The organism is Hyphomicrobium sp. GJ21, from assembly GCF_001006785.1.
Taxonomy (GTDB): Bacteria; Pseudomonadota; Alphaproteobacteria; order Rhizobiales; family Hyphomicrobiaceae; genus Hyphomicrobium_B.
Map to the genome: position 1 here is coordinate 710,013 of NZ_CDHO01000002.1, position 18,680 is coordinate 728,692.

At 62.8% G+C, this 18,680-nt stretch carries 17 protein-coding genes; 7 read left to right on the forward strand and 10 right to left on the reverse strand.

What is annotated here, in order from left to right; all coding sequences use genetic code 11:
- Positions 1-90: 90 nt before the first annotated feature.
- Entirely contained in the window at positions 91-219 is a 129-nt protein-coding gene (locus tag HYPGJ_RS19530; RefSeq protein ID WP_280136160.1) for a hypothetical protein, read from the reverse strand.
- Here HYPGJ_RS19530 and HYPGJ_RS06385 point away from each other — a divergent pair.
- From HYPGJ_RS06385 to HYPGJ_RS06400, 4 genes are all read left to right on the forward strand, one after another.
- The gene (locus HYPGJ_RS06385) at positions 218-1,393 is read left to right on the forward strand and encodes a VWA domain-containing protein (protein WP_046846372.1); all 1,176 of its coding nucleotides are present in this window, start codon (positions 218-220) and stop codon (positions 1,391-1,393) included. The genes HYPGJ_RS19530 and HYPGJ_RS06385 overlap by 2 nt on opposite strands.
- 138 nt (positions 1,394-1,531) lie before the next feature.
- Positions 1,532-2,047 (forward strand): hypothetical protein, encoded by a 516-nt coding sequence (locus HYPGJ_RS06390; RefSeq protein WP_046846373.1) that lies wholly within the window; start codon positions 1,532-1,534, stop codon positions 2,045-2,047.
- A 63-nt stretch (positions 2,048-2,110) separates the two neighbouring features.
- Positions 2,111-2,476: a hypothetical protein gene (locus HYPGJ_RS06395; protein ID WP_046846374.1), complete on the forward strand. Its 366-nt coding sequence runs from the start codon at positions 2,111-2,113 to the stop codon at positions 2,474-2,476.
- A 114-nt stretch (positions 2,477-2,590) separates the two neighbouring features.
- Complete coding sequence (locus HYPGJ_RS06400) at positions 2,591-3,841, forward strand: GNAT family N-acetyltransferase (protein WP_046846752.1); 1,251 nt, start codon at positions 2,591-2,593, stop codon at positions 3,839-3,841.
- 24 nt (positions 3,842-3,865) lie between these two features.
- Here HYPGJ_RS06400 and HYPGJ_RS06405 read toward each other — a convergent pair whose 3' ends face one another.
- The 3 genes from HYPGJ_RS06405 to HYPGJ_RS06415 all read right to left on the reverse strand — a co-directional run bounded on the left by HYPGJ_RS06405 (position 3,866) and on the right by HYPGJ_RS06415 (position 5,855).
- On the reverse strand, positions 3,866-4,927 hold the full coding sequence (locus HYPGJ_RS06405) for an NAD(P)/FAD-dependent oxidoreductase (RefSeq protein WP_046846375.1): 1,062 nt from the start codon (positions 4,925-4,927) through the stop codon (positions 3,866-3,868).
- A 25-nt stretch (positions 4,928-4,952) separates the two neighbouring features.
- A complete protein-coding gene (locus HYPGJ_RS06410) occupies positions 4,953-5,273 on the reverse strand; it encodes a 2Fe-2S iron-sulfur cluster-binding protein (protein ID WP_046846376.1) in 321 nt (106 codons plus the stop codon).
- 177 nt (positions 5,274-5,450) lie between these two features.
- Positions 5,451-5,855, reverse strand: coding sequence for an Hpt domain-containing protein (locus tag HYPGJ_RS06415; RefSeq protein ID WP_052750811.1), 405 nt, complete (start codon positions 5,853-5,855; stop codon positions 5,451-5,453).
- Positions 5,856-6,233: 378 nt separating this feature from the next.
- On the opposite strand from HYPGJ_RS06415, the gene HYPGJ_RS06420 reads away from it, so the two are divergent.
- Complete coding sequence (locus HYPGJ_RS06420) at positions 6,234-8,987, forward strand: apolipoprotein A1/A4/E domain-containing protein (RefSeq protein ID WP_046846377.1); 2,754 nt, start codon at positions 6,234-6,236, stop codon at positions 8,985-8,987.
- Positions 8,988-9,048: 61 nt separating this feature from the next.
- Positions 9,049-10,026 carry an N-acetyl-D-Glu racemase DgcA gene (gene dgcA / locus HYPGJ_RS06425; RefSeq protein ID WP_046846754.1) on the forward strand — a complete coding sequence of 326 codons (978 nt, stop codon included), beginning with the start codon at positions 9,049-9,051 and terminating at the stop codon, positions 10,024-10,026.
- 3 nt (positions 10,027-10,029) lie between these two features.
- Here dgcA and HYPGJ_RS06430 read toward each other — a convergent pair whose 3' ends face one another.
- On the reverse strand, positions 10,030-11,238 hold the full coding sequence (locus HYPGJ_RS06430) for an MFS transporter (protein WP_046846378.1): 1,209 nt from the start codon (positions 11,236-11,238) through the stop codon (positions 10,030-10,032).
- Positions 11,239-11,407: 169 nt separating this feature from the next.
- On the opposite strand from HYPGJ_RS06430, the gene HYPGJ_RS06435 reads away from it, so the two are divergent.
- On the forward strand, positions 11,408-11,956 hold the full coding sequence (locus HYPGJ_RS06435) for a hypothetical protein (protein ID WP_013215593.1): 549 nt from the start codon (positions 11,408-11,410) through the stop codon (positions 11,954-11,956).
- Positions 11,957-12,033: 77 nt separating this feature from the next.
- Here the strand turns inward: HYPGJ_RS06435 and HYPGJ_RS06440 are convergent, their stop codons facing one another.
- From HYPGJ_RS06440 to tkt, 5 genes are all read right to left on the reverse strand, one after another.
- Positions 12,034-13,269 carry an outer membrane protein transport protein gene (locus HYPGJ_RS06440; RefSeq protein WP_046846379.1) on the reverse strand — a complete coding sequence of 412 codons (1,236 nt, stop codon included), beginning with the start codon at positions 13,267-13,269 and terminating at the stop codon, positions 12,034-12,036.
- A 393-nt stretch (positions 13,270-13,662) separates the two neighbouring features.
- Positions 13,663-14,490 (reverse strand): bifunctional hydroxymethylpyrimidine kinase/phosphomethylpyrimidine kinase, encoded by an 828-nt coding sequence (gene thiD / locus HYPGJ_RS06445; protein ID WP_046846380.1) that lies wholly within the window; start codon positions 14,488-14,490, stop codon positions 13,663-13,665.
- A 20-nt stretch (positions 14,491-14,510) separates the two neighbouring features.
- The gene (locus tag HYPGJ_RS06450) at positions 14,511-15,308 is read right to left on the reverse strand and encodes a cytochrome c biogenesis protein CcdA (protein ID WP_046846381.1); all 798 of its coding nucleotides are present in this window, start codon (positions 15,306-15,308) and stop codon (positions 14,511-14,513) included.
- Between the two features lie 40 nt (positions 15,309-15,348).
- Entirely contained in the window at positions 15,349-16,539 is a 1,191-nt protein-coding gene (locus tag HYPGJ_RS06455) for a phosphoglycerate kinase (RefSeq protein ID WP_200185699.1), read from the reverse strand.
- A 53-nt stretch (positions 16,540-16,592) separates the two neighbouring features.
- Positions 16,593-18,602 carry a transketolase gene (gene tkt, locus HYPGJ_RS06460; RefSeq protein WP_046846383.1) on the reverse strand — a complete coding sequence of 670 codons (2,010 nt, stop codon included), beginning with the start codon at positions 18,600-18,602 and terminating at the stop codon, positions 16,593-16,595.
- Between the last annotated feature and the right edge of the window lie 78 nt (positions 18,603-18,680).

The following is an 18,680-nucleotide window of genomic DNA, read 5'->3' on the forward strand; positions in this document are numbered from 1 at the left end:
CCAACATCCTCCGAAGGCCGCACTGTTCCACCGCTCCTCCATTCATCCGTCGCACCCGTGCTTATCCACGTTCGCGGCAGCCGTTCGTGCTTATCCCATTCCGCAGTCATGGCCGCGCAGGCGGCCATCCACGGCAAGCCGCTGCCCTGTCCAGCCCGAGTTCTGAGCGACATAGGTGCCGGTGACGCCAGGAGGCGGCCGGTCTAAACTCACGCCCATGTTCGAAACCTTCTTCACCGAGCTGCGCTCGGCCAAAATCCCGGTGACACTGAAGGAATACCTGACGCTGCTCGAAGCCGTCGCGGCGGGCGCGGCAGGCACGCGTGTCGAGGATTTCTATTATCTGTCGCGCGCCGCGCTGGTGAAGGACGAGCGCAACCTCGATCGCTTCGATCAGGTCTTCGGCCACGTGTTCAAAGGCCTCGAGTCGACGGCCGAAGCGATCGAAGCCGAAATCCCCGAGGAATGGCTCCGCCGCATCGCTACGCTGCATCTCTCCGACGAGGATAAGAAGCGTATCGCGGAGCTCGGCGGCTGGGACAAAATCATGGAGGAGCTGAAGAAGCGCCTCGCCGAGCAGAAGGAGCGCCACCAGGGCGGCAACAAATGGATCGGAACCGGCGGCACGTCGCCGTTCGGCGCTTACGGCTATAACCCGGCAGGCATCCGTATCGGCCAGCACGAAAGCCGCCATCGCCGCGCGATCAAGGTGTGGGATAAGCGCGAGTTCAAGGATCTCGACGGCACCGCCGAGATCGGCACACGCACGATCAAGGTCGCGCTGCGCCGCCTCCGTCAGTTCGCGCGTACGGGCGCTGCGTCCGAACTCGATCTCGACGGCACGATCCGCGGCACCGCCGAAAAAGGCTATCTCGACGTCCGCATGCGCGCCGAGCGCCACAACGCCGTAAAGCTCCTGATGTTCTTCGACATCGGCGGCTCGATGGACGACCACATCAAGGAAGTCGAAGAGCTATTCTCCGCGGCGCGCACGGAGTTCAAGCACCTCGAATATTTCTACTTCCACAACTGCCTCTACGAGAGCGTCTGGAAGGACAACGCCCGCCGCTACACAGACAAGACCCCGACCTGGCAGGTGCTGAACACCTTCCCCGCCGACTACAAAGTCATCTTCGTCGGTGATGCCTCCATGAGCCCCTATGAAATTTCGGTGCCGGGCGGCTCCGTCGAGCATATGAACGAGGAGCCCGGCGCCTTCTGGCTGACGCGCGTCACGGACATCTACAAGCACGCGGTCTGGCTGAACCCGATCGACGAGCGCCACTGGAACTGGACGCCGTCGATCAACATGGTCCGGACCCTGCTGGGCGGCCGCATGTTCCCGCTGACGCTCGAAGGTCTCGACGCCGCGACCCGCGAACTGATGCGCTGACGCACCACGCGCCGGCGAACGGGTGCTCGCCCTGAGTTAATGCGGTGAAAAGCAAGGAACGAGCTGGCCTCGGGAGGTTGACCCGCCCCCGGTCCTGCGCCATGTCATGAGGGTTCGGGGGAACGGGGATATTCCCAGATGAAGATCGCACGAATTCTGTTCGTGGGCCTGATGACGGCGAGCCTTGCCGGCTGCGGCGCCAGCTTGCCGAAATTGTCGACCGGCTCGCTCTTTGGCGCAAAGCCGGAAAACCCGATCGACCGCGACAACGACCCTGCGACGCGCACGATGGATGTGGCTGCCACGTCGGCCCGCGCCATCAAGTGCGGCTATAATTTCGATCCCGCGAAGCTGAAGAACAATTTCCTCACGACCCAGTCGGCTGCGAATCCCACCGATCTGCCGAAGCTGACGCAGATCTACGACGCATCCTTCAATACGGTCTCGAAGGCGCTCGTCAGCAAACCGGATTATTGCTCGGCGGAAAAGACGGCGCGCATCAAGCTGGCGTTGAACCGCCATCTCGCAGGCGACTTTACACCGTCGCCGCCTGAAGCCGTTGAAGACGACAGTCTGTTCGGAGGCTGGGGTAAATCCTCGTCGTCGTCATCGTCCGGCAATCAAGGCGCCAACATGCAGGACATGATGCGGTAAGCCGCGTGCGGACCGCGCTCGTGACCGCACCGAACTCCAATCCGAAAGACCGGATGCGATAGCGTGCAGCAAATTCTGTGGGCGGAAATTTTCGTCAAAGCCATTTCGGGCGCGTTGCTGTTTCTAGCCCCGCTGACGACGCTCGCATTGCTTGGCCTCGAACGTCCGAGCACCGGCTTTTGGCCAAGGTTGGTTGGAGCCATGACGCTTGGAATTGCCGCGGGCGTCTGGATCGGATTGCAATTCCCCTCCGCGCGTGGCGCGATCGGACCGGGTGGGCTGATCGCCATTAATTTCGCAACCGCTGCCGCACTCATCACCCCGCTCATCATGGGCACGGCGGCCCCCTCGCGACGCGGCAAGCTCGTCGCCGTAGCGGTCGCCATTTCCCTGTTGGCGTTGGCGTTTCTCGAAATCGCACACGTGTAAACGAACGCTTCAGTCGCGCCCCGTAACCGTCGCCTAACGATTGCCCTCTAGAAAGAATTGCCGGTCGCGCGCTTAACCTCGCTCGCGCCACGATTTCTTATGGAACAATCGAACATGCACGTCGCCGCCCGTTCGGTCGCCTCGCTGACACCGTCATCGCCGGACACGGCATCGCGAACTGTGACGCGCGACGGGATCGGCCCCCGCATCGATCTCGAACTCATCACCGAGCGAAGCGCGTTCGACGCTCTCGAGCCGGAGTGGAACGATCTGTTCGAACGCTCGGCGCGATCCATCCACGTCTTCCAATCCTTCAATTTCTGCTGGCACTGGGCCAACGGCTTCCTCGCCAAAGACGGCGCCAAAGCAGGACCTCGCCTTGCGATCCTGACCGGTCGTCAGAACGGTCGCCTCGTGATGATCTGGCCGCTCGTCTCCGAACGCGCAAACGGCATCACTGAAGTCTATTGGATGGGCGAGCCCGTCGCGCAATACGGTGACGCCTTGATCGACGCCGGCAGCGTCTCGTCCGAAATCCTGCGCGCCGGTCTGGAGTACATCCGCAAAAATCTGTCGTCGGATGTTCTGCGCCTGAGACGTGTCCGCGCTGACGCTAACGTCGCGCGCCTGATGAGCGACATCGGCGCTCAAATCGCCGACACGCAAATCGCGCCGTATATGGACCTCTCAAGCGCGAAGGATTTCGCAGCGTTCGAAGAGCAGAGCTTCTCGACCAAGATGCGCCGCAACCGCCGGCGGCTGACGAAACGCCTGGAAGAAAAAGGCCCGCTTGAATTCCTGCGCCTGCGCGGCGGCGCCGAGGCTGGCGCGTTCGCCGCAAACGCAATCACTGCCAAAAATCGTTGGCTCAAGGATCGCGGACTTGTATCGAGCGCCTTGAACGACGAACGCACGGTTCGTTTTTTCCGTGACGTCGCCGAAAGCAAAGCCAAACCGGTCGCATGCGTCGTCTCAATTCTGAAGACGTGCGGAGACGCGGCCGCTTATGAGATTTCCTTCACCTGCAAGGGCCGTCTTGTCGTGCATGTGATGGCGTTCGAACTCGCATTCGAAAAAGCCGGCGTCGGCGTGCTGCTGCTCGAACAGAGCCTGAAACAGGGCTACGCCGAAAAGCTCGACGTCTACGACATGATGGCGCCAGGCGACGCCTACAAAATGGATTGGTGCGCTAAGTCCGAGCCGGTCATCGATTGGGTGATCCCCTCGAGCGCGAAGGGCTACCTCTACGCGCGCGTCTATCTCGAATTTCTGCGCCCGCGCTTGAAGTCGGCGCTCAAGGCCGCACCAAAACCTCTGCGCCGTTTGATGCGGCAGGGGCTCACGGGCGCTTCGGCGCAGGGATAATCAAATTATCGTCTGAGCGACGCTCTATTTGACGCCGAGCTTCTTCTGCAGGTTCGACGACGACGTCGTGTACTGGAACATCAGCTTCTTATTGGGATAGACGATGTGATGCGCCGCCTGCGCCATCAGCGCCGCCTCGTGGAAACCCGACAGGATGAGCTTCAGCTTCCCGGGATACCAGTTGATATCGCCAATGGCGAAGATGCCCGGCTCACTCGTCTCGAAGCGTTCTGTATCGACGTTGATGAGGTTCTCATGAAGATTGAGACCCCAGTCCGCGACCGGACCGAGCTTCATCGTCAGTCCGAAGAAGGGCAGCATGGCGGTGCATGGAACGCTTTCGACGCCGCTCGCAGTCTTGATCTGAACGCTTGAAAGTTCGCCGCCTGCGCCTTCGAGCGTCGTCACCTGCCCGATCAACAGACGGATATTGCCGTCCGCGACCAGCTTGCGCATCTTGTCGACGGAATGCGGAGCGCCGCGAAATTCATCGCGGCGATGCACCAGCGTCAGGCTCTTGGCGACGGGCGCAAGGTTCAGCGTCCAGTCGAGCGCGCTGTCGCCGCCGCCGACAATGACGACGTCCTTGCCGCGCATCTGCTCCATTTTGCGCACCGAATAGAAGACCGATTTTCCTTCGTAGTCTTCGATCCCTGCAAGCGGTGGACGCTTCGGCGTGAACGAACCGCCGCCCGCGGCGATCACCACGACCTTGGTCAGGAATTCGCTTCCTGCATCCGTCGTCAGACGAAAGCGACCGTCCGCCTCGCGTTTGAGCGTGTTGATCTGTTCGCTGAAATGAAATGTCGCCCCGAACGGCTTGATCTGCTCCATCAGCCGGTCGGTCAGCTCCTGCCCCGTGACGGTCGGCAGCGCCGGAACGTCGTAGATCGGTTTTTCAGGATAAAGCTCGGCGCACTGTCCGCCCGGCCGATCGAGAATGTCGACCACGTGCGCCTTGATATCGAGAAGCCCGAGTTCGAAGATCGCGAACAGGCCGCAAGGTCCGGCGCCGATGACGACGGCATCGGTCTCGATGATCTCGGCTGTCGTCGTTGCCTCTTGCGCCGGCGCGGTCACGGTCATTCCAATGCCCAATGCGTAAGTGTTGTCAGAACTGCTTCTCAGGGACGCGAACGATCAGCCCGTCCAGCGCGTCGCTGATTTTGATCTGGCAGGACAGCCGGCTCTCCTCGCGCACGTCGAAGGCGAAATCGAGCATGTCCTCTTCCATTTCCGACGGCTTGCCGGCTTTCTCACGCCAGGCTTGGTCGACATAGACATGGCAGGTTGCACAGGCGCATGCCCCGCCGCATTCCGCCTCGATACCGGCGATGTCGTTCAGCTTGGCGGCTTCCATGACGGTCAGTCCGTTTTCCGCCTCCACCGTCTGGCCTTCGCCGTCAGGCTGGATGAACGTGATCTTCGTCATGGGTCCGTGCGCGTCCTGTCGCTATTTCGCAATCCCTAAGGTGGGCTTGCATGTCGCTGCTGATTTGGAAGTTACGATAGCGCGCACACTTAGAGGCACCGTTGCGGCATTTCAAGCCAAACGCTCGGCCATGCGTGCTTTTGGGGCGGCAGAGGGAGAGGCTAAAGAACCGGCCGATCAGGCGATTTGGTAGGTGTCACGAATAAACGCGCCGGCTTCGGCCGCGCCGCTCTCGATGCTGAGAATAGCGTCCGCGCAGGCCTCGGATTCTGCAGCAAAATCCAGCCTTTCAGCCGCCTGGGCGATGTCGCCGAGCCGGAACGCCCCGACCGCCCGGCAGGAGCCCTTGAGCGTATGGGCGGCCACTTTCCAGTCTTTCTGGCTGGTTGCGGAGCGCAGCGTGGCGATCGTCTCAGGCAGCTGTCCCAGGAACAGGGAGAGGATTTCCTTCTCGAGCGCCTGATCGCCGAAGGTATAACGGCGAAGGTGCTGGAAATCGACCGGATCGGACAGTTTTGCATCGGCCTCGACGAACGCCGGAACGGCTTCCGGCCCGATTGTCGAGCTTGGCGCTCTATGCATTCCATCTCCCCAGATCGCGACTTCTTCCCCGTGCGGCGAGGGCTCGCCTCTCGTAATTGTGGCAAATGCGGAATAACTCTGGGTAAAGTTGAAGTGTCTATTTCGAAGTGTCCCGGTAGGGATTACTTAGGAAAGCTTGTTCATCCGCTTCACGTGGTCGGCTGCATCGTTACGTTTTGGGTTTCGCCGTAATCCAGCCGCAAACGTCGCTGTAGGCTGCTAAGTGCCAGTGATGCATAGGCATTTCTTATCAAGGGATATGTCTTTGTGTTTTGCGGACGCCTATAAAGTCCGATAGTGTGCAAAGAGAGTTTCCGGCTGCCCCGGGCGCACGGGGTATCGTTAGCGGTTGCCGGATCGAGTGGGGGGCGTTGCGCAATGTCGCAAGATCAAATTGCGAAGCTGATGGCTATCGCCGGGAGGGCGCCTGCAACGGCGACGCCGGTCGAGCCAACGCTTGGCCAGCCAGCAGCAACCGACGAACCATCAACATCTCCGGCTTCCGTACCGATGCCCGCGCTGGCGCTACCCCCACCTCTGTTGGGCGCACCCTCGCCGTCCGATCAGCCGAAGCCTGAAAAGCCTGCGCCGATGGCGGAAGAGCCACCGGCCCGGCGCGTCGCGCGCCGCCGACCCGCAGGCCCGGTTCGCGGCAAGATCGCCGCCAATGACGATGTGCCGAGCATCGGCGGTCTGATCTACGCGCTCGAGCAGAAACCCTCGAGCAAGGTTTTTCGCCTCGCCACCATCGGCAGCATCGTCTGGGCCATCGGCGGGCTGGCGATCGGCGCCTTGACGCTCGCACCGCAGTGGCAGGAAGGCGCCTCGATCGCGACGCTCCTGGCGCAGCCGACGACGTTCTATACGGCGACGGCAATCATCGCCCCGATCGGCATCATCTGGCTGCTCGCGTTGCTGAGCTGGCACGTCGCCTCGCTGGCGCTCAAATCCTCGACGATGAGCGAAGTCGCGATCCGCCTCGCCGAGCCCGACCGCACCGCCGAACAATCGATCGCTAGCCTCGGCCAGGCCGTGCGCCGCCAGGTCTCCTTCATGAACGACGCCGTCTCGCGCGCCCTCGGCCGCGCGGGCGAACTCGAGGCGCTCGTTCACAACCAGATCGCCGAACTCGAACGCTCTTACGAGCAGAACGAGCAACGCATCCGCGACCTGATCAAGGAGCTGAGCGGCGAACGTCACGCTCTCGTCGATACCTCGACCAGTGTCACCGATACGCTGAGGACGCTCGGCACCGAAATCCCGATGCTGATCGAAAAGCTTTCGACGCAGCAGGTGACCCTCTCGCAGATCATCTCCGGCGCCGGCGAAAACCTCGCCAATCTCGAAGGCTCGCTCGCGACCGCAACCGGCCGCTTCGAGGGCACGGTTGGCGCGCGGACACAGCAGCTTCAGACCGTTCTCGAAGACTACACCGCAGCCTTTGCAACCGCGCTCGGCGCGCGCACCGAGCAGATGCGTCTGACGTTCGACGGTTACATGCAGACCCTCGATACGACGCTCGGCAATCGCACCGAGAACCTGCAGACGGTATTCGAGGAATATGCGCGCGCTCTCGACACGACGCTCTCGAACCGGGCTCAAGCGCTCGATATCCAGCTGGTCGAACGCACGCGCTCGCTCGACGAAGCCTTCTCGAAGCGCCTCGAGCTGTTCGACGATCAGATCATGCGCTCGACGACGGCCATCGACACTGCCGTCAGCGAAAAGGCGTCGCTGCTGACCAACGCGCTCGAGCTTCACGCGCATTCGTTCCGCGAGACGATTTCGCGCCAGGCCGCCGACCTCGACGACTCGGTGATGAACGGTATCAGCGCCGTCCGCCGCACCAGCGAGAACATCACCCGCCAAACGATGAAGGCCATCGACGGCCTCGCCAAGCAGTCGGGCGCACTCCAGAACGTCGCCGAGAACCTGTTTTCGCAAATTCATGGCGTGACCGATCGCTTCGAAAGCCACGGCGAGCAGATCCTGAAAGCCGCGAACGTCCTCGACACCGCCAATCTCCGCATCGAGTCGACGCTGCAGTCGCGCCACGCTGAACTCAGCAGCACGCTCGATCGCTTCTCCGGCAAGGCCGACGAGTTCGGCCGTACGCTCGCCGGATACTCGACCGATCTCGAAGGCTCGCTGTCGAACATCGAACTCCGCGCCCGAGCCATCGCCGACGAGCTTCGCGACGGCGCCGAAAGCAAGTCGCGCGTGCTGATGGCCGAACTCGACCGCGTCAAGAACGAGACCGAAGCCCATAGCGATCGCGCCATCGCCGATCTGCGCACGCGCTTCCAGAGCGTGTCGGGCGACCTGTCGCGCGAATTCGAGGAGCTTTCCTCGCGGCTGGCGTCCGCCTCCGACGAAACGCGTGAACGTGCCGCCGAGGCCGCCGCGACGCTCGCCCGCGAGCAAGCGCGCATTCGGGAGGAAGCCGCGCGTCTTCCCGCTTCGACCCGCGAGACGGCGGAATCGATGCGTCGCGCTCTGCAGGATCAGCTGCGCGCCATCGAGCAACTCAATCAGATTTCGCAGCGCGCCAACGCGCCCCGCGATGTCGTCCGGCCGGAGCTGCCGTCCGGCGCGCGCTCGCCGGTATCACTGACCTCGGCGCTGAGCCAGCAGGGATCAGGCGCAGGCCGGGGCAAACCGTCAGGATCTCCGGACGGACGCGAATCCTGGTCGCTCGGCGATTTGCTGGCGCGCGCCTCGCATGAGGACGAAGCCCAGAGCGCCCACGCGCACGCCCATGCTCAGGCACCGAGCGCACCGCCGCCGCCGACTGCCTCGCCTGCTCGCCTCGACATCGCGACGATCGCGAGAGCACTCGATCCGTCGACCGCCTCGGCCATCTGGGGCCGCATCCGCGCCGGACAGCGCAACGTCCTCGTGCGCAGCATCTACGCGCCGGAAGCGCGCGCTCTCTTCGACCAGATTACCAACCGCATCCGCGTCGACCGCGATCTCGAACAGTCGATTTTCCGCTACCTGACCGACTTCGAGCGCATCATCAAGGATGCCGAAGCCCGCGACCCGAGCGGACGCGCCGCGCAGAACCATCTCGTGTCGGATACCGGCCGCGTTTATCTGTTCCTAGCCCATGCCGCAGGGCGCATCCGCTGATCGCGCCGAAGCGCGATTGCTGCGGACCTGCGTCTCAACTCCGCAACCTCGGCTGTCACTGATGTCCTCGCTCGCCATTGAAGTCCGAAGCGAAGTCTGGCCGCTGAAGGAAGCCTTCACGATCTCGCGCGGCGCAAAAACATCCGCTCACGTCGTCGTCGCGACCGTTCGCGACGGCCAAGTCTCGGGCCGCGGCGAAGCCGTGCCCTACGCGCGCTACGGCGAGACGGTGGAAAGCGTGCTCGCGCAAATCAACGACGCGGCATCGAGCATCAAGGCTCACGCTGACCTCGCTCGAATTTTGAAACCCGGCGCGGCGCTCAACGCTCTCGATTGCGCGTTCTGGGATCTCGAAGCGAAACGCACAGGCCGCACCGTCGCAGCGCTCGCAGACTTGCCCGAGCCCGAAGCGGTCGACACGGCCTACACGATCAGCCTCGACACGCCGGAGACGATGGCGGCGAAGGCCGTGGCAGCTCTGAGCCTCCCGATCTTGAAACTGAAGCTCGGCGGTGCGGGCGATGCCGATCGCATGCGCGCGGTGCGCACGGCAAGACTCGACGCGCGGCTGCTGGTCGATGCCAATGAAGCCTGGTCTCCGGAATTGCTGCCGGGCCTGCTCGCGGTCGCCGCCGAATGCAACGTCGAGGTCATCGAGCAGCCGCTGCCCGCCGGTGCGGACGAAGCACTCGCCTCGGTCACGCACCTCGTCCCGATCTGCGCCGATGAAAGCGTGCACACGGCCGCCGATCTGGCGCGCCTCAACGGCCTCTATGACGCGGTCAATATCAAGCTCGACAAGGCCGGTGGCCTCACCGGCGCGATCGCGTTGGAGAAGGCCGCCCAGGAACTCGGCTTGAAGGTGATGATCGGATCGATGGTCGCGACCTCCCTCGCCGTCGCGCCTGCGATGCTGCTCGCACGCAACGCCGATTGGGTCGATCTCGACGGCCCGCTGCTTCTGGCGCGCGATCGCGATACGCCAATTCACATCGAGAACGGACGCATTGCGCCGCCCGATCGGGCGCTCTGGGGCTGACGCTTACGACGCCTCGCGCACGATCAGCACACCGCCATTCCACGTTTGCATCAGCCGCACAGCTGCACCGAGAGACACCGCCGCGATCACCGCCATCGCGACATAGGAAAGCGGACCGGCCTCGGCGTAGAAATATCCCGCGATCAGCGTTGCGATCCCCATCGCGACTCCCGCGGATACCGTCGCATAAAGAGCCTGCGCACTCGCGGCTCTGTCGCGTGGAACGGCGTCGTGAATGAAGTGCATCGCGCCGATATGCGACGCGCCGTAGGTCACACCGTGCAGGAGTTGCAGCGGCACGAGGATCGCGAGCGACGGATCGCTGGCCAGCGTCAGCCACCGCACAATGGATGCGAGCCCAGCAATCGCGATCAGCCGGGCGGCGCCGAATTTCGCCGCGACGCGCCCCGAAAACGTGAAAAGCAAAACTTCCGCGAAAACGCCGATCGCCCAGAGCGTTCCACACCACGCAGCCGATAGCCCCTGCTTCTGCCAGATGATCGTGCCGAACGTGAAGAAGGTCGCGTGCGCAGCCTGCGCGAGGCCCGCCGCAATCAGAAACAGCCGGAACTCGCGTCGCGCCAGAAGTTCGCGCGGCTCCGCGATTTTCCAGAACGGTTGCGCAGCGTTGGCGGATGGGCCCGGCGCGCCGCCGACGCTCGGCACCTGATACGCCGCGATCAACGTCAGTGCGCAGCCGAACGCAATCAGCCAGATCCCTGCCCCGCCTCCGAACTCGGTAATCGCGACGCCTCCGGCGAAACTCGCCGCGACGAAGCTCAGCGATCCCCAGAGCCTGAGCCGTCCATAATCGAGTCCGCGCGCACGCGCCCCCTGCACCGCGATCGTGTCGATCAACGGCATGATCGTCGAATTGCTGACCATCAGAAGGACCGCGAAAATCAGGATCGCCCAGTATGACGGTGCGATTGCCAGCACGAGCACGAATGCCAGCGCCGCCCATGCGAGCGCAATCAGATGACGGCGACGCACACCGCTGCGATCGGCGATAACCGCCACGGCCGGCGTGATAAGCACGCGCACGAACAGCGGAGCAGCAATGACCGCGCTGATCTCGCCCGCTGTCAGCCCCTTCCAATCGAGCCAGACCGGCATGAACGGCACGTACATGCCGTAGACGACGAACAGCGCGCCGTAGAAAAGCGCGACGGGCAGTGCGAAGGCGCCGGCTTTATCTTCGATGACGGACACAACGGATCCCCGAAATACTCAGACGCGATTCAACCATAGAGCGGCGATGCGAAATTACGACGGCGTCTTGTGCGCCGCCGCTTATCCCTAGGAACGGGGGAGGCACAGTCTGCTCATGGCACGAGAATCGCTTATGCGTTGAGTGTTTTTTGCGGAGCACAAAACGACGATGCAGTCTTTGTCTCTACCGGTCGCCGAGGATGCGGAAACCGAATATCGCGCGATCGAAGCGACGCTTCTCGAAACCGCGCGCGGCCGCTGGTTTCTCGCCGAGCATGGCCGCCGCGCCCGGCGTCTCGACAGCAATCTTCTCGAAGATGCGATCACGCGCCTGCAGAACTCGTTGCGCGAACCGCCCGCGCTTCTGGGACAGCTCAAAGCCGAAATCGAAACCGTCAAGGCTGACCTCGCCGAGACGCGCGCCAGGCTGATGGCCCGGCCGACCGTCGATGAAAGCATTCTGCCGACCCACGCCATCCTCAAGGCCGCGGAAGATATTCACGACATCGCGTGGTCGCTGCAGGCCAATCCGTTCGATCCGAAAGGATGCGAGGAAATCGCCCGCAACGCTGGCAAGCTTTACGCGATGAGCCAGTCGCAGGCGGCGCAATCGCACCGCGCCGTCGCCGCCTCCAATGCGTTGGATACCGCCGCGACGAAGCTCGAGGGCGTCCTCGAAAGCGTGCTCCATGAGCTGAAGGTTGATGACGGCGCGTAAGCGTTAGACACCTGCACATAAAAAAAAACCGGGCGTGATGCCCGGTTTTTTATTGTCATCATATGACGAACGCGCGCCTACCACCGCGTCCGCATACCGACCGAAAACAGGTCGACGGAAGCTTCGACGTTGCCGGTAAATGGCCCGACGTTCGCAGGGCTCGCGGTATAAAGATTGATGCCGCCATCCTGGATGAAGATGTGCGAGTACGCAGCATCGAGCGTGATGGAGTCGCTCCATTGATAGCTGGCACCGATGCTCAGCCAAACGCGGTTGTTGTCCGGGATCTGAACCAGACGCTTCGATGCATCGTTAATGGGCGAAATCTCGTAGGCAACACCGCTGCGCAGCGTGAGCCTTGACGAATAATCGTACTCGCCGCCCACGGAGAAGAACCAGCCGTCATTCCAGTTCGCGGCAACGGAAGGCCCCGGCCCAAAAGGCGTCGAAAGCGACAGATCCTTGAAGCGGCTCCAGTTCGACCACTGGGCAGTGCCAAGCAGCCGCGTGGTGGGCGTCACGACCTGCCGCAAGCTCAGCGTCACGATATCCGGTAGGTTGACCGTCCCGATGGCGGGCAGAGTGCCGGTGCCGAGCGAATGGAACTTGCCATCGAGATCGTGCGTCATCTGCGACCGATAGCCGAGACCGATCGTCGTTCCTTCGGTTGGCTGGAGCGTAATGCCGGCGGTCCCGCCGAATGCCCAGTCGGTCCCGCCGAACTGTGCGATGGTATCTGGGGAATCGCGGAATTGCAGTTTGCCTTGCGCCCATTCGATCTGCACACCGGCGCCGACAGTGATGCCGGGCGCGATGCGGTAGGCGACCGTCGGGTTGGCGTTGACCGTCAGCAGCTTGGTGGTCACGCCCAGGTATGAGCCGGGGTAGAGTGTATCCTCAGGCTTCGTTGCCAAACCGAAGGGCGAGGTGATCGCCATGCCGACCCAGAGATCGCGCCCGACCTGATACGCGCCGTAGCTTGAACTGGTGGTCGCATCGATGCCGATGTTGCCGCTGCTTCCCGTCCCGAGACCGGGCGATCCGGTGATGTCGATATTTCCGTAGGGCAGAACGAGCGTGTAGGACGATTCCGTATTGAGCCCAGGGAATTGTGCCGTCGCCGCCGAGTTCCAGAACATCGAACCAAGGCTGCCGCCTGCGGCCGAGCCGGCTGAAGCCGAGCCCATGAACACGGTCGACTGCTCGTGAATATCGAAACCGCCGGCGGATGCGGCCGAAGCCCCCAAGCCCAGCGTCAGGAGAGCAAAACCTCCTGCATAGGAAAATTTTCGGATGTCGCGCGTGATCGGCATCGTGATTGGGCCCCCTCGGACGCGCTTCAAGGCGCCCTCCGTATTCTGCCACAATACGTGAACCGCGCCACTCGCGCAGGCATCTTTCCAACAGCCGCGAATCAAACTGGCAAGATAGTTTGCCCGTGTGCCAGCAGCGCAACAAAAAACCGGCCCGCCATCGGCGGACCGGTTTTGCTAAGCTCCGTTCCAAGATTCTGGATCGAGCCTAGCGCTCCCCCCGGAGATAATTTCCGGCCACAAGTGCCGGAGCCGCGCGCAAGCTGCCAAAGTGAAGGCGGCATCGCAAGCCTTGACGACAAATCAGGAAAACGAGTCTGTCTCTACGATGCTCTGACGCCACAGCAACCGCTGCGATGCAGCAACGATTACCGGCGTAGAGTGCATCGCCGATCAATGATTGTGCCGGTGCGTTCTGAGTGCAAAGTGATGATCGACCGGGCCGTTGCCTGCACCAATGCGCTGATGTTGACCGGCATCGAGCGCCTCCCAGACGAACGACTTGGCGCGCGCAACGCACTCTTCGAGCCGGCGTCCAAGCGCGAGATTGGCGACGATCGCCGCCGACAGCGTGCAACCCGTGCCGTGCGTGTTGCGCGTTCCGATCCACGGCCGCCGCAAAACATGATGCGTCGCGCCATCGAAAAGAATGTCGACTGCTTCCGCGCTGTTCGCATGGCCGCCTTTGAGCAAAACGGCGCCGCATCCGAATTGCATCAGCTTCTCGGCGTCCCGGCGCATGTCAGCTTCCGTTTCGGCGTCCGAGCCTCCGAGCAGTTTCGCGGCCTCGGGAATGTTCGGCGTGATCAGGAACGCGCGCGGAATGAGCAACTGCCGGACGGCATCGATCGCGTCCGGCGCGAGCAGAACGTCTCCACTCGTCGCGACCATCACCGGATCGACGACCACCGGTACGGACGGGATTTCGGAAAGCAGCCTCGTCACGATCTCGACCGTTGCCGCATCGCCCAGCATGCCGGTCTTGGCGGCTGAAACAGAAAGATCCGAAGCGACAGAGCGGAACTGAGCGGCGATGAAATCTGGCGCGATCCCGAGCACGCCCGAAACGCCTGTCGTGTTCTGCGCCGTGAGTGCGGTGATGACCGACGCCCCGTAAACGCCGAACGCCGAAAAGGTTTTCAGATCAGCCTGAATGCCCGCGCCGCCCGACGGATCGGAACCCGCAATGGTAAGCGCGATCGGCGTCGCTGCGGGTGCCATTGGTGCTGTAGGCTCCGCGCTCAGGGCGTTCCTTTCTGAAGGATCTGGCCTTCGAGACCGGCCGGCGTGACGAGCGATTCAATTTTGGCGAGGCCCGGGAAGTTTTCGATCATCCACTGGCTGAACCAGTTCTGCGCGCCGAAAATGAAAAGCAGGCCCATCGCGATCAGCAGCAGACCCATGATCCTCTCCAGCGTCGTGAAGTGCTTCTTGAAGCGCTTCATGAAGCCGAGGAACGGCCGGATCGCGATGGCCGCAAGAACGAACGGCACGCCGAGACCCAGCGAGTAGGCGAACAGCAGTTTCACACCGGCCCAGAGGCTCGTCTCGCTCGCAGCCAGCGTCAGCACCGTTGCAAGCACCGGACCGATGCACGGTGTCCATCCGAACGCGAACGCGAGGCCCATGACGTAGGCGCTGATGAAACTCGCTTCTTCCGCGGCGTGCGAATAGCGCGCCTCGCTGTAGAGCAGCGGAATTCGGAACACACCGAGGAAATGCAATCCGAACAGCAGGATGATGATACCCGCGATCGTTCCGAGCTCGGCGCGATAGGACAGCATCACCTGTCCGACCGTGCTGGCTCCCGCGCCAAGAGCCACGAAGACGGTCGTGAACCCCAGAACGAAAAACATCGAAGATACGACGACCCTGCCCCACACGCGGCGGTCGACCTCATCCTCTCCCGTCAGCTGATCGAGCGTCGTGCCGCCGATATATCCGAGGTAGGGCGGGACAAGCGGCAGCACGCACGGCGACAGGAAACTTGCGAGCCCGGCAAGAGCAACGCCAATGTAGATGTGCGCATCTGCAAACATTCTATCGATCTACCTCGCCGTGCAGTTCGCTCTGCTTTGGTCAGCGCGCCAGCGCTGCGATACCTGGCAACTCTCGTCCTTCGAGCCATTCGAGGAACGCGCCACCGGCCGTGGAGACGTACGTAAACTCGTCCGTGACATTTGCGGCGTTAAGCGCCGCGACGGTGTCCCCGCCGCCCGCAACCGAAACAAGTTTGCCCGCCTTCGTCAGCGATGCAGCCGCGCGCGCAACGGCAAACGTCCCCTCGCCGAAAGGCGCAATCTCGAACGCTCCCATCGGACCATTCCAGAGCAAGGTCTTCGTTCCGGTGAGCATGTCCGTTACATGCGCGACCGATTTCGGTCCGACATCCAAAATCATCGCGTCCGCCGGCACATCGTCGATGGCAACGACCTCGCTCGCCGCGCCTTCCTTGAACTCGCGCGCGATCACGACATCGACGGGCAGGATGATCTCGCAGCCCTTCTCCTTGGCCTTCGCGAGAATTTCGCGAGCCGTTTCCGCAAACTCGGGCTCCGCAAGCGATTTGCCGACGTTGGTGCCGGCCGCCTGCAGGAATGTGTTGGCCATACCTCCGCCGATGATCAGCTTGTCGACCTTCGCGACAAGGTTCGTCAGCACCGGAATTTTCGTCGAAACCTTGGCTCCGCCGACGAGCGCCGCCGTCGGACGCTGCGGCTTTTCGAGCGCCGTGCGCAGCGCGTTGATCTCTTCCATCAGCAGCGGCCCGGCGTAGGACGGAAGATGATGCGTAATGCCCTCGGTCGAGGCGTGTGCGCGATGGGCGCACGAGAACGCGTCGCCGACGAACACATCGCCGAGCTTCGCAAGCGCGCTCGCGAATTCAGGATCGTTCTTTTCCTCGCCCTTATGAAAGCGAAGGTTCTCGAGCACGGCGATGTCGCCATTCGACAGCGATTGAACTGCCGCTTCGGCGGCCGCGCCAATGGAATCCTCGCCGAATTTCACCGGCCGCCCGAGCAGGTACTGCAGCGTCTGCGCAACGGGGCGAAGCGACAGCTCCGGATCAACGCCCTTGGGCCGTCCGAAATGCGAGATCACGATGACCTTCGCGCCGCGATCGCTCAGCGCTTTGAGGCCCGGCACGACACGTTCGAGACGCGTCGCATCGGTCACCTTGCCGTTCTTGATCGGCACGTTGAGATCGGCGCGCACGATCACACGTTTTCCCGCGACGTCGATGCCGTCCGTAGTCTTCAGCTTGTCCAGATTCATGCCTTGCACCGGTACCTTTGAGCAGCAGCGCGCGTCACGCGCCGCACCTAGTTCGCTTTTTTGGCGAGCGCCTGCGCGACGTCGGCAACGTGCGCGGCGGTGATGCCGAAATGCTGGAACAGCTTCGCAGCCGGAGCCGACGCGCCGAATCCCGGCATTCCAACGAATTTGTCCGAGGGCCTCAGCCACTCGTACCAGGATTGCGCAACGCCCGCTTCGATGGCGACGCGCGGTACATCTCCGAGCACGCTGTTGCGGTAGCTCTCAGACTGGGCGCGGAACAATTCGAACGACGGCATCGAGACCACCGCAGCCGAAACTCCGTTCTTCGCGAGCGCCGCCGCCGCCTCGATCGCAACGCCGACTTCCGATCCCGTTGCGATGAGCGTCACGTCGCGCGCGCCTTCGGACGCCTTGACGACGTAGGCGCCTTTCGCGCTCTGGTTCTCCGGCCCGTCGCTCCGCAGGTTCGGAACGGCCTGCCGCGACAACGCCAGGATCGACGGCGTCTTCTTCGCGGCGATCGCAAGCTCCCAGCACTCAGCCGTTTCGATGGCGTCTGCGGGGCGGAATACGTTGAGGTTCGGAATGGCGCGCAACGCGCTCAGGTGCTCGACCGGCTGATGCGTCGGACCATCTTCGCCGAGGCCGATGGAATCGTGCGTCATGACATAGACGACGCGCTGCTCCATCAATGCCGACAGGCGGATCGAAGGGCGGCAATAGTCGGTGAAGACGAGGAACGTGCCGCCGTAGGGAATGAAAGACCCCGACAGCGCGATGCCGTTCATCGCCGCCGCCATGCCGTGCTCGCGCACGCCGTAGTGCACGTAATTGCCCGCAAAGTTCTCGGGCGTGATCGAGACTTGAGCCTTCGTCTTGGTGAGGTTCGATCCGGTGAGATCGGCTGAGCCGCCGACGAGTTCAGGCAGCGCCGGAACCAGATGTTCCAGCGTCAATTGCGACCAGACACGCGTTGCACGCTTCGTCGCGTCGGCGGCGAATGCGGTCTTTGCAGCCGCGATCGCGGACGCAAGCGCCGTTTCGAGTTTTCGCCCGCTGATCAGCGCCTTCGCTTCGGCGTTGGCGCCCGAAAGACGCTTCGCCCAATCGGCATATGTTTTCGCGCCGCGGCTTCCAACCGCGCGCCATGCCGACAGAATGTGATCGGGCACGTCGAACGGCTGATACGGCCAGTCGAGACGCTCGCGCGTCGCCTTGATTTCTTCCCCGCCGAGCGGTTCGCCATGTGCGGAGGATTTGCCGGCCTTGTTCGGTGCGCCGTAACCGATGACCGTTTTGCAAGCGATCAGCCACGGACGCGAACTATCGCCCTTCGCCGCCTTGATCGCGGCAGCGATCGCCGCCGGATCATGACCGTCCACGCGCGCGGTGTTCCAACCCGACGCCGCGAAGCGCTCAAGCTCGTTGTCGGAGACGGCGAGGCTCGTCGCGCCGTCGATCGAAATCGAGTTGTCGTCCCAGAGAACGATCAGCTTGCCGAGCTTCAGATGCCCTGCGAGCGAAATCGCTTCTTGGCTGATGCCTTCCATGAGGCAGCCGTCACCGGCGATGACATAGGTGTGATAATCGATGAGATCGTTGCCGACGCGCGCCGCAAGCAAGCGCTCCGACAGCGCGATGCCGACGGCGTTGGCGAGGCCCTGCCCGAGCGGACCGGTGGTCGTCTCGATGCCAGGCGCGTGGCCATATTCCGGATGTCCAGCCGTCTTGGAGCCGAACTGACGGAAGTTCTTCAACTCCTCGATCGTCATGCCGGGATAGCCGGTCAGATGCAGCAGCGCATAGAGCAGCATCGAACCGTGACCGGCGGATAGAACGAAACGGTCGCGATTGGCCCAGCCCGGAACCGCCGGGTCGAACTTCAGCGCTTCGGTGAACAGAACGGTCGCAACGTCGGCCATGCCCATCGGCATGCCCGGATGCCCGGAATTCGCGGCCTGAACAGCATCCATGGCGAGCGCGCGGATGGCGTTGGCCATGTCGCGAACGCTGGGGGCCGGCGACGTCACCGCCTTCGTCTGGGCTTTGGTCATTTATTGGTCGATCCCGTCTTGTGGCGCCTCGCGCACCGTCATGAAACTTTGACGGACATTTACCGGGCGAACGGGGGG